This window comes from Streptococcus sp. LPB0220 (genome assembly GCF_008727815.1).
Taxonomy (GTDB): Bacteria; Bacillota; Bacilli; order Lactobacillales; family Streptococcaceae; genus Streptococcus.
This window is the reverse complement of record NZ_CP044230.1, coordinates 315,845-327,830: the sequence shown is the minus strand read 5'-3', so window position 1 is coordinate 327,830 and position 11,986 is coordinate 315,845. Positions and strand designations below refer to the sequence as shown.

Below are 11,986 nucleotides of genomic sequence, written 5' to 3'. Positions count from 1 at the left end.
ATTTTTTTGTTATTTTTTGCCTTGCTTTTTCTTTGAAAACTTACGCATAATGGCACGCGCCAGGCTAATAAAGAAATCCAAGACGAGCCCCAAGGTAAGCATTCTGACAATCCACACTAATAAAATTGGTCGTGCTGGACTCGAGCCATTATATCCTAAATGATCAAGTAATTCAATTATTAATACAAAAAATAATATTTCTAGTGGTATGCGAATTTTAGCTTTCTTCAAACTGAAGCCTTTCAACCAATCCCATAGTAAATCCCACAACGTCGGATTATCCTCAGGTTCATCCTCCCAGTATTCCTTGCTTTTTGTTTTCAAATACAAGAGGTAACCCACTTCTGTCAGCAACTGAGTGAAGGCATAGCTGAATAATATGCTTACGGATACTCCCAGCACTACTCCAAAATAGCCAGTAAGGGTCGCTCCTATCATGAAGCAAACGAAGATGATCGTTAGGGCATTGCTACTATAACTACTTGATTTTGCGAAATAATTCCCCAGGGTTCTAGTTGGCGAAAAGCCAATCTTTAACTGCTTCTTAAGCCAAAAATAATGATAAATAAAGCCCAATAAGGTACAAATCACAAGAAAAGGAATGACGATGAAGCCATATTTCGGGAAACCTACCTCAAATTCCTTATTTGCCAGAGCAGAAACAATGATGAGTAAGCCCATGACTTGGAGCGATAAAAACATTCCTGCATAGGTGAATAAGAGTAGAGTCGTTGACAATACTTGTCTTCTATATATAAATGCCCCCATTAACGGCAAGAAAAATGCAATAATATGGTAAAGACAATAGATGACGAGGATATCAAAAAACCAATGACTAAATGGTTTTATACCTTTCGATACATCATACGAATAAAAGCAAAGGATTTCAAATGCGAACAGAAATACGCCTGTCCACGAATTGATCATCATAGCCGATGAAGCGCGTGTATTGGCTAAACTTTGGAAATAGAATTTGTTAGCCTGCTCAATATCGACGTTCTTTTCATTTTTCATTACATGCTTCTTTCTAAGAAATTGTTTTAAGGCCAAAAAGTAGATAGAGGCTGATCTTACTTCTGAGTTTCACTCGACTGGATCTACTTGACTTTAGCTTTGAAATCATCGCCTGGAGCATATAAGCCTAAAATAGCTGATGCTAAATACATAAATGAAGTAACAAATAGGCCCATATGAACAATTAGATTTGGTTTAATTTTACTCAAAACTGAGTAAATCATTGCACTTGACAAAAACAAAGGAACTATCAAAAATAAAAGATTTCTTAGTACTATCCTAAATTTTACTGGGCGACAATAGATTCTTTTAGCTTTCTTAGAAGCTATCATCACCGTCTCTATTTTCCTAGTACTCAGCCAAATACGAAGCCCAATAACAATACATAGAACAAGGATCATTAACACTAGATTGAGTAGATGGGAACTAAAATATAAATAATCCTCTATCGGAAAAGCTCTGCCTAGTAAAACTGCTAAGGAACCAGCACCAAGAGCTGAAATCCCTGCTTTAGTCTGAGTAGAAAATATGTTCTTATCTCTTTCAAGCACTTTCGGAGCAATTGCTTCTACTTCATCCTCTGTCAGCTGATAAGCTTTATGAGGGACAAAATAGGTAAACCATGAGAGAAAATAACTTGTTATAATTGGCCGATCGACTTCCATTAAATACCACTTATTCTCTACTTTTAACAAACGATAGCGAAAATTCATTTTCGGTAAATACTCGATTTTTGCGGGTTTAAACATAGATTGATCTTACTTTCTATACTATTTTATTCTTATACAGTCAAAATTATCTTACTTATTCACGAAAGAACATACCATCCATCATACCTGATTTTACTTTGATGATCAAGTTTTGACCAAAAAAGTATCCAACTTCTTAGCAGTTGGATACTTTTTACTCTATTATTTTTTGGGTACAGGGGTTGATGGCTCAAAACACTGTTTTGAGGTAGTAGATAGGGATTGCGGAGCAAGGACCTTCCTCATCAACTGGGTGGGGGGGACTAAGAAGGTCCTGTGGACCTTTTTTGCCCGAGCCTTAAAATCGAAAAGCGAGGTAGAAATCGAGACTGCGTCTACCGATTTCTGTCTCTTAGCACAGTGGTTGATTGACGGTACTCGAACCTTTCGGTTCTTCGTCCAGTCTAATCAACTGTGTGGGGGCAGGACTACGAAATCGAGACTGCGTCTACCGATTTCTGTCCTGCTCCCTATATTGCCCAATCTCCGTTGCGGAAGACTGGGACGCGGGTGCCGTCTTCTCGGATGCCGTCGATATTCATTTGGCTTGAGCCGATCATGAAGTCGACGTGGACATCTGAGCGGTTAAGGCCGGCTGCTTCGAGTTCTTCTTCTGTGAATTCTGCGCCCCCTTCTACGCTGGTGGCATAGGCTGCCCCGATGGCCAAGTGGTTAGATGCATTTTCATCAAAGAGAGTATTGAAGAAGGTAATGCCTGATTGGGAAATTGGGCTTGGATCTGGTACGAGAGCACATTCACCCAAGGCACGCGCTCCCTTGTTTTTGAAGACCAAATCTTTCATGACTTGATCGCCTTTTTCTGCGGTGATATCTACGATTTCTCCATTTTCAAAGGTCACTTTGATGCCTTCGATGATGTTCCCATTGTAGCTAAGCGGTTTTGTAGAGGTAACATAACCTTCAGCACGACGGAAGTCAGGAGCTGTGAAGACCTCTTCTGTCGGCATGTTTGGCAAGAAGCTTTCACCTTGGGCATTGATGGCTCCGGCAGATTCCCAGACGTGGTTTTTCGGCAAGCCAAGAGTCAAATCAGTCCCTGGGGCTGTGTAATGAAGAGCTGAGAATTGTTCCTTATTCAGTGTATCTGCCTTGCTCTTGAGAATAGCAGCATGCTCTTCCCAAGCCTTGACTGGATCTTCCTCATAGACCCGGCATGTCTTGAAGATTTGATCCCACAGGAGATCCACTGCTTCTTCATCGCTCGCCGCATTAGGGAAGACCTTTTTCGCCCATTCTAAACCTGCTGCTGCAGCAACGGTCCAGCTGACCTTGTTGGATTGAGTAGCGATGCGCATTGGTTTCATGGCCATGCCCAAAGCCTTAGCTGAGGCAGAAAGCTTCTCTGCATCAACACCATTTAAGGCACCTGGATCAGACGAGCGCACACCCAAGCGACTAGCCTTGTGGTCTAAGAGGTAGTTCATCTCCGCGATCTTATAGTCTGGCACATTGTCCAAACGATCCATCGGTGCATGGAGGAATTTTTCCCGGGTAGTGAAGTCATCGGCCCATTGGACAATCACTTCGTGCGCACCCAAAGCATAGGCTTCCTTCACGATCAAGTGGGCCAATTCTCTTTGTTCCACATCGATGTTCAAGACCAAGGTATGCCCAGGTTGCACATTGATACCGTTCGCCACTAACAATTTAGCGTATTTTTCGAGGTTTTCTTTAAAATTTGGTAAAACCATTGTTTTCTCCTTCATAAGTGAATGATCTCCTCCTAGTATACCATAAGTCCATGCAAAAAGGATTCCGCTCCTGCAGAATCCTTTTTCTTGTTCCTTCTAGCTTAAGGAAGAACATATCCTTGATCATCTACCGTATGGGGATGTTCAGTATTGCCATTCTCCCTCAAGGCTTCTAAATCTTGATCCAAAATCGAATTGTAATCCGTACTACCTTCACGGGTTACTCGCGTCGATACTTGGCGCAAGAGTTTTTCATTGAGATTGCGGACCCAGCGACCATTACTATGGTCATTGGCACGCATATAATTTTTTCTGACGATTTCTCCATAAAGAGCTTCATTGACTTGGTAGCCTTGCTTGCGCAATCCCAACAGACCGATCTCAACGATCTCATTTGGGCTGTAGTCTTCAAAATCAAATGTAGTCGGGATCCGACTTTGCAAACCTGAATTGACCTGCAAGAAGTCATGCATCTCTCTGGTATAGCCAGCAAAGATAATGACGATATCACGACGGTGGTCCTCCATAAATTTGAGGACTTCATCCAAAGCTTCCTTCCCAAAATCATCATTTGAACCAGTATAGAGCGTGTAGGCCTCATCGATAAAGAGGACCCCACCCAGTGCACTCTCCAAAACTTCACGCGTCTTTAAGGCTGTTTGACCTTGGTAGCCTCCAACCAGATTGCTCCGCGATACTTCGATGAATTTCTTCTGCTTAATAACCCCTTTTTGGAAGAGGATATTGCCCAAAATGCGGGCCACGGTGGTCTTCCCTGTACCAGGATTTCCAAGAAAGAGGGAGTGCAAGGTCGTGTCTTCGACGATGCCACCTTGTTCAGCTCGTTTTTGATTGAACTCAGCCATGGCTACGAATTGTTCGACTTGCTCTTTCACCTTAGCAATTCCAACCAAACGGTTGAGGGCGGCCATCCCATCTTCTTCCTTGTCGGCTCCTGCTTGATACTTGCCTTGGTTAAGAACAGCATCGATATCGCTATTGAGGATGGTCTCAATATCATCGGAACCTTGGGCCACCACCCGATCTGCCATGGTCTTGGTCAATTGCTCATCCAGGTTACGGATCCAGCGACCATTGCTCTTATCTAGCGAGCCATCATAAGCCCGCTTAACATGCCGCGCATAGTAATCCCGGTCTTCGAGTTTGTAGTCTCCTTTGCTCAGGATCATTTCACCTAGTTGGACAATCTCATCTCCTGTGAAATCTTCAAAGATGAAATTATTTGGTACCCGAGAACGAAGGCCTGGATTGGTCTTTAAGAACTCCTCCATTTCCTTGGTATAGCCGGCAAAGATAATCATGATGTCGTCACGATTGTCCTCCATAAATTTGAGGATGGTATTGATCGCCTCGATCCCAAAGTCCGCACCGCTGTCCTTTTTATCCAAGCTATAGGCTTCATCAATAAAGAGGATGCCTCCTCGCGCTTTTTCAAGCAGGGCTTGGGTCTGTTCAGCTGTTCCTCCAATATTCGAAGAGATCAAATCGGACTCCGTTGCTTCCACGAAACGGAATTCCTCCCCTGAGAGAACACCTGCATCAAAGAGCACTTGTCCTAACAGACGGGCCACAGTCGTTTTCCCTGTACCAGGATTTCCCATAAAGGCAGCATGAAGGGTTTGTTTTTCAGGAGCCTTGCCACTGGCGATTCGTTTCTTGTTAAATTCCACCATGTTGATCATCTTCTTGATCTCATGTTTGACTTTTTCAAGACCAATCAGGCTATTGAGTTCTTGAAGAGCATCTTGTTTCTTCTCTGGTCCAGAGTCTCTTGCGGTGGTTGGAGCCACCGTTGCATCCGTCGCTTGTCTCGTAGGAACGACTTGCACATTGCCCTTGGCCACTTCTCTACCGACAAGATAATCACAGTCATCCTCAATTTCCTTGGTCAGATCACGCGCATCCCCTTGCTTATAGGTCATGGTGCCCACCTTCGCAAAGGCTCCACCTTGAAGCCGTATATTAGGATCCGCAATCTTATGACAAATCATATGCTCAGCCATCAGCACACCATCATCAAAAACGCCAAATGAAATGGTTTCGGCATTCTCATTCAAGAAGGTTGTTTCTCCAGTCAGGGAAGCAAAGGACTCTTCATAGACGCATAAAAATTCTGTAAATGTAGCCTGGTGAGCTCGGATCATACTATTGAATGAATTGATGGAGGTTATACGATCCGAATCCGAATTGAATTGAACATTATTATCAAGACAGACCCCAGTACCGGTAGGTAGCTCAATTTTACAGTTTTCAGACTCCCAGATGACATTCCTCAACCAAACTGGTGGAAAATCCTTTTCCAGATCCCCGCCTGTAATCGTTGAATTTTTTGCAATCACTTCTGAGTCCTTGGCATGGATCGTATTATTCCCAAATTTTTCAATATGGACATTTTCTAAGGTCAATTTAGATCCTTCTGACAGATCAATCTTAGAAAAGATCGTTGAATTGCGAATAGACAATTCCGAAGCGGACATACCGATGGCACTTTGGTGTTTTTCCGGAACCTTCATCCCGACTCCTTCCAGTGTCAACTTCGAATGCGTATCCATATAGATAAAAAATTCATTATTTGTTGGAGTGGTTGCTTCAAAATAGACCTGTTTACAGGTGATATCTGAGCTATTCCATAAGAGCAAGGTAGTATAATTCCCACCAACTTTAAACCACAGATCTTCAAATGTCACCTGAGCTCCCTCTACAAATCGGAAGGAAGCCTCAATCGTGTTGTTAAACATGCGCCCATTGCCATTTGGATTTGGGACCACATGCCCCACGAAATGAAGGTTTTTGTCGATCTCAATCACTTTATTTGTCGGCCATTGAAAGACATACCCATTTTCAAACTCGATGGTATCCCCATCCTGCGCTTTTTCAAGTGCATCCATAAAGTTCCAACTATTGTTGTAAGGACCTACTAAATATCTTGCCACGCGCTTCTCCTCTGTTTCATTTTTTTGGAAGAACATCCATTGTTTTTCTGTTTCCTGTTTACAAACACTTGTCACTAAAAATTGTAACACAATCCAGATCCAAAGAAAACACTTATCCGGTCTGAACGGACTTAAAAACCTCTATTTTCAAAAAGAAAATAGAGGCTATCATCTAATCTTTCAAGGCTGAACATAAGCTGACTAGAGCAATTGCTCCCGAGAGCATGGCGGTGGAAAGGAGCAACACATGGTCTGCCACTTCTAGCTTGTAGACAAAGATTTTTTCAGTAGGTTTGTCTTCTGCAAAAATGTCAATCTTCATGTTCTATTCCTTTCTTAGTCATCCTCCTCACCCAGATAGAGACGTCGTGCCTCTGGGCTATTGCTAAGAATATCGAGATAGGTTTCATACTCATCGGGCAAGGCCTTTCCTAATGAGATATCTAACTCTGGATTCACATTTTCCCCATAAAGAGAGCAGAGATAGAGACGTTCATTGAGCGTAGGAAAGACTTCAAGTGACATGAGCTCAGCCTGACCGACCCGCTCCCAATCTTGCTCTTGGATGTCTGGTAGGATATAGGCTTGGAAGAGGCCCATTAGAGGATTATCCTCTGGTAGGCCACTATCCTTATCGGCCTGAACCAAGGAAAGCCGTTGGCCAAAACCAGCTACTTGGCGCTCCCGTCCCTTCACCGAAACTGTAATCGGATGCCCTCCCATATGGCTATAAATCCATTCTTTAGGCAGCCGATAATCTAAGAAAGGGTCAAGATCTTTGACAATCGTTACAGGACTAGAGCGTAGAAACTGACGAGTGACTGCTTTACAAAAGAGAATATTCTCCTCTTTCAAGGTCACTCCCTTCCAGCTATTTTCCTCCTTAAAATGGTTAAAAAATACCAGATAGGGCTCTCGCACCATCTGTGCTAAGACATAGACGCCATTCCGTAGGCGAATGGAAATGACTTTCCCTGACTTCCAGGGTATTGCTCTTTTTTTCTTTTCTATCATTAGCCAACCTCAAACTGAGCGAGGATCGTTGAATCCATCAAAACAAATCATCAAAGAGACTGAGCTGGTTGTCTTCTGGCATATTGCCAAGAATGCCCATCTCATCCATCTTTTCAACCAGGGTTGAAGAGACACCGCCGCGCTTGCGGAGCTCGGTCTTAGAGAGGAATTCTCCTTCTTCACGCGCCCGCACGATTTGCTTGGCAACGTTCTCTCCCAGACCATCCATAGCGACAAATGGTGGAATCAGGGTATCCCCATCAATCAAGAATTCTGTCGCCTGACTGCGATAGAGGTCGAGCTTGCCAAACTTGAAGCCACGCTCCCACATCTCATTGACAATCTCAAGGGTGGTGTAGAGGTCGATCTCTACGTTGGAAGCTTCATTATTCTTGCGTTTCTCAGCTATTTCTTTCATTCGAGCTTTCACGGCCTCCAGGCCAGCTCCCATGGTTTTGATATCAAAGGCCTTGGCCCGAATCGAGAAGTAGGCACAGTAATAATAGAGAGGATGATGCACCTTAAAGTAGGCCACCCGAAGGGCCATCATAACGTAGGCCGCCGCATGGGCTTTGGGGAACATGTACTTGATCTTTCCACAGGACTCGATGTACCACTCAGGAACATTGTTTTCCTTCATGGCTTGGATGTAGCCATTGCGCTCTTCTTCTGAGATCTTGAGCCACATGCCTTTCCGCACGCGCTCCATGATGGTAAAGGCCGTCTTAGGCTCGAGCCCTGCGTGCATGAGGTAAACCATGATGTCGTCCCGACACCCGATAACGGTCGATAGGTCGGCAATGCCCGCCTTGATCAAGTCTTGGGCATTTCCCAACCACACGTCGGTACCGTGAGACAAACCAGAGAGCTGAAGTAACTCCGCGAAGGTCGTCGGATGGGTCTCTTCGACCATGCCCCGAACAAAGTTGGTCCCAAACTCTGGAATCCCCAACATCCCTGTCGGCGTTCCGATCTGCTCAGCTGTCACCCCTAGCACTTCTGTCCCAGAAAAGAGGGCCATGACCCCTGGATCATCCATAGGGATATCGTTCGGATCAATGCCTGACAAGTCTTGGAGCTTGCGAATCATGGTCGGATCATCATGTCCCAGGACATCGAGCTTGAGGACGTTCTCATCGATATCGTGGAAGTTAAAGTGGGTGGTCTGCCATTCAGCTGTCACATCATCTGCCGGATACTGGACTGGAGTAAAGTCATAGACATCCATATAGTTTGGAATAACAACGATTCCCCCCGGGTGCTGACCGGTCGTCCGTTTGACCCCAGCTGCACCAAGAGCTAAGCGCTCGACCTCGGCATCCCGGTAGTACTTGCCATAGTCCCGCTCATAACCCTTGACAAAGCCGTAGGCAGTCTTAGCTGCGACCGTACCTACCGTTCCTGCCCGGAAGGCATATTCTTCCCCAAAGATATCCCGGACATCCAAGTGGGCACTCGGCTGGTCTTCCCCAGAGAAGTTCAAATCGATATCGGGTACCTTGTCCCCATCGAAACCAAGGAAGGTTTCAAAAGGAATATCCTGGCCATTTTTGCTGAGCTTGTGGCCACAGTTTGGACAATCCTTGTCTGGCATATCAAAACCAGATCCATAAGAACCGTCTGTGATGAACTCACTGTACTGGCACTGGCTACAAACATAGTGAGGCGAAAGCGGATTAACCTCGGTGATCCCAATCATGGTCGCGACAAAGCTTGATCCAACGGATCCACGCGATCCAACCAGGTAGCCCCGCTCATTGGAACGGTGCACCAGCATTTGCGATGCCAGATAAATCACGGCAAAGCCATTCCCCAAGATGGAGGTTAATTCCTTTTCAATCCGCAAATCGACAATATCAGGGAGCGGATTACCATAGATCTCGAAGGCTCGCTTATAGGTCAATTCCGCAACCGTTTCTTCGGCTTTGTCGATAAATGGCGTATAGAGGTCACCCTTGACCACTTCGACCGGCTCAAAGGTCTCTGCGAGCGCATTGGTGTTTTCAATAACAATCTTGCGCGCCAAGTCTTCTCCCAAAAAGGCAAATTCATCCAACATTTCATTGGTAGTTCTGAAATGCGCTTTTGGCAGTGGCGCTGGCTGGGCATCTTCTCCGTGCCCGATGGTCCGGTTAATCATAGCCCCTTGACCGAGACTACGGACAATGATCTCCCGATAGATCTCATCTTCCGGCTCCAGATAGTGGACATTTCCTGTCGCAAGAACAGGCTTGCCGAGACGATCCCCCACTTCGATCAAGCTCTTGATAATGGTCTGGAGCTCCTCCATATCCTTGACCTGCTCCTTGGCAATGAGGGGTGCATAGATAGCTGGCGGCATAACCTCGATAAAGTCGTAGTACTTGGCCACTTCGACTGCCGCATCCACACCTTGCGACATGACCGCATCAAAAACTTCCCCTTCTGAACAGGCCGATCCGAGGATCAAGCCCTCGCGGTGGGCATCCAGCACAGTCTTTGGAATCCGTGGGACTCCTTCGAAATACTTGGTCCCAGAAAGTGAAACCAGTTTAAACATGTTCTTAAGGCCAGTCTGATTCTTGACATAGAGAGTCGCATGCTTAACCCGCGCCTTCTTATAAGAATTCTCATCGATCAAATCGATATTCAAGTCCTTGAGATTGGTCACCCCATGCTTTTCAGCGACATCTTTGATGAAGATAAAGAGCAGGCGTCCCGTTGCTTCCGCATCGTAATTGGCCATGTGGTGGTGCTCCAAGCCTACCCCAAAGCGCTTGGTCAATGGCCCCAAGCCATGGCGTTTAAAATCTGGATAGAGGTTGCGGGCAAATTCCAGGGTATCGATGACCGGTTGAGTGATCTTGGGAAGACCATGGCGCTCATAGTTGGCATTCATGAAGCCCACGTCAAAGGTGGCATTGTGGGCAACGAGAACCGTTCCCTCACAGAAGGCCTGAAATTCCTTCAAGACCTGCACCAAGGGCTTAGCCCCCCGGACATGTTCATTGGTGATCCCTGTCAATTGGGTCGTAAAGGCGGACAAAGGATGGCCCGGGTCGATAAACTCGTCAAACTCCTCAATGACATTGCCCTTGTACATCTTAGAAGCGGCGACCTGGATCAAGTCATTGTAAATGGCTGAAAGTCCCGTCGTTTCCACGTCAAAGACCACATAAGTCGCTTCATTGAGGTCCAGATCCACCTCGTTATAGGTGATGGGCACCTTGTCTTCTACGATATTGGCTTCCATCCCATAGATCAGCTGAATTCCAGCTTTCTTGGCTGCTTTAAAGCCATGCGGAAAACTCTGCACATTGCCATGGTCAGTAATGGCCACTGCCTTATGCCCCCACTCAGCTGCCTTGGCAATCAGCTCTTCGACTTCCGGCAGGGCATCCATCGTCGACATATTGGTATGCGCGTGGAATTCCACCCGGCGCTCACCCTCTGGCATCAGGTCCTTGCGGGCATAATGCACGACTTCCTGGATGTCTTGGACATTCATAGTCAAGTCGCGCGTGAAATTGTTCATTTCGATATTTCCCCGCACCCGTAGCCAGCTGTTCTTCTTGATCATGTCAAACTTCTGGGCTTCTTCCTCATTTTTGACCCACTTCTGAAGGGAAAAACTCGAGGTATAGTCGGTCATCTTAAAGCTGATCAAGACCCGACCGGTCCGTGTCACCTTGTGCTCCACGTCAAAGACCACACCCTCAAAGACAATCCGGTTCTCTTCTGTTGTGATCTCGATCATCGGAGTGATCTCAGCCTTGTCTAGCTTAGGTTTAGCCGCCGCCTTCTTAGCCTTGAAATCAAAGGCAGGCTTTTCTTCAACTGCTGGTGGCGGAGCCATCTGGGCCAAGGATTCCATAGCTCGCAAGGTCTCTTCATTGGCTGCTTGGAAAATCTTTTCATTTTCCTCTTCAAAGCGTGCCACTTCTTGCTCTGTCAACTCCTCATCAGACTCCACCCGACAGGTGAAATGCGGAAAACCATAGGCTTCCAACTGCTTGGCAAGATTGGGCAAATGGTTCTTACGAAAATGCTCCGTATCAACCGAAGAAGGCCCTGAGATGATCAATTCCTGCCCTTCCGCGCGCACCTGCAAGTCTTGGTAGAGCCCCTTAAATCCTTGACTAGCACAAGGACCTTCCTCAAAGACCTCCCGGTAGTAGGCCTGCAATAAATCATCAGAAAAGTCCTGATTAGCCACTTGTATGGTAAAGGTCGCCTGGTTTCCTGTCTTTGAAAATTCATCCTTCAAGCGCTGGCGCAATTCCTTAAACAAAGCAATCGGCAAGACTTCCACAAAGGCAAAGCGGAACTCCCAGACCCGACTGACCTTGTGCACCACGACTTCTTGAATCTCCGCATGCAAAAAGGCACTGGAAGATCGCATCTCCAGCGGCATATCCAGCTGATCCATTAAAATTTCAAAGGTGTTGGACATTGTTTCTCCCTTGATCTTGATTCTTTTGCTCGCTTTTGACTGGCCCGACTCTATGCAAAACCAGACCATTCAAAAACATTCGTAACCCTTATTTTATCACAATTTAAGGAT

The 11,986-nt window shown here is 45.8% G+C and carries 7 protein-coding genes; all 7 read right to left on the bottom strand.

Annotated elements, in window-relative coordinates; genetic code table 11:
* Positions 1–9: 9 nt before the first annotated feature.
* The 7 genes from LPB220_RS01795 to LPB220_RS01770 all read right to left on the bottom strand — a co-directional run bounded on the left by LPB220_RS01795 (position 10) and on the right by LPB220_RS01770 (position 11,875).
* Positions 10–1,014 carry a hypothetical protein gene (locus LPB220_RS01795; RefSeq protein WP_150905270.1) on the bottom strand — a complete coding sequence of 335 codons (1,005 nt, stop codon included), beginning with the start codon at positions 1,012–1,014 and terminating at the stop codon, positions 10–12.
* Between the two features lie 83 nt (positions 1,015–1,097).
* Positions 1,098–1,763 carry a DUF443 family protein gene (locus LPB220_RS01790; protein WP_150905268.1) on the bottom strand — a complete coding sequence of 222 codons (666 nt, stop codon included), beginning with the start codon at positions 1,761–1,763 and terminating at the stop codon, positions 1,098–1,100.
* A gap of 470 nt (positions 1,764–2,233) precedes the next feature.
* Entirely contained in the window at positions 2,234–3,475 is a 1,242-nt protein-coding gene (locus LPB220_RS01785) for an aminopeptidase (RefSeq protein WP_150905266.1), read from the bottom strand.
* 101 nt (positions 3,476–3,576) lie between these two features.
* Positions 3,577–6,429 carry an AAA family ATPase gene (locus tag LPB220_RS01780; protein ID WP_150905264.1) on the bottom strand — a complete coding sequence of 951 codons (2,853 nt, stop codon included), beginning with the start codon at positions 6,427–6,429 and terminating at the stop codon, positions 3,577–3,579.
* A gap of 172 nt (positions 6,430–6,601) precedes the next feature.
* Positions 6,602–6,751, bottom strand: coding sequence for a hypothetical protein (locus tag LPB220_RS10745; protein ID WP_191904616.1), 150 nt, complete (start codon positions 6,749–6,751; stop codon positions 6,602–6,604).
* A gap of 14 nt (positions 6,752–6,765) precedes the next feature.
* Complete coding sequence (locus LPB220_RS01775) at positions 6,766–7,443, bottom strand: hypothetical protein (protein WP_150905262.1); 678 nt, start codon at positions 7,441–7,443, stop codon at positions 6,766–6,768.
* A 37-nt stretch (positions 7,444–7,480) separates the two neighbouring features.
* On the bottom strand, positions 7,481–11,875 hold the full coding sequence (locus tag LPB220_RS01770; protein ID WP_150905260.1) for a PolC-type DNA polymerase III: 4,395 nt from the start codon (positions 11,873–11,875) through the stop codon (positions 7,481–7,483).
* Positions 11,876–11,986: the final 111 nt, after the last annotated feature.

Coding starts and splice junctions, on each gene's coding strand:
- LPB220_RS01790 (WP_150905268.1), bottom strand. CDS start 1,763: ATGTTTAAACCCGCAAAAATCGAGTATTTACCGAAAATGAATTTTCGC.
- LPB220_RS01785 (WP_150905266.1), bottom strand. CDS start 3,475: ATGGTTTTACCAAATTTTAAAGAAAACCTCGAAAAATACGCTAAATTG.
- LPB220_RS01770 (WP_150905260.1), bottom strand. CDS start 11,875: ATGTCCAACACCTTTGAAATTTTAATGGATCAGCTGGATATGCCGCTG.
- LPB220_RS10745 (WP_191904616.1), bottom strand. CDS start 6,751: ATGAAGATTGACATTTTTGCAGAAGACAAACCTACTGAAAAAATCTTT.
- LPB220_RS01795 (WP_150905270.1), bottom strand. CDS start 1,014: ATGAAAAATGAAAAGAACGTCGATATTGAGCAGGCTAACAAATTCTAT.
- LPB220_RS01775 (WP_150905262.1), bottom strand. CDS start 7,443: ATGATAGAAAAGAAAAAAAGAGCAATACCCTGGAAGTCAGGGAAAGTC.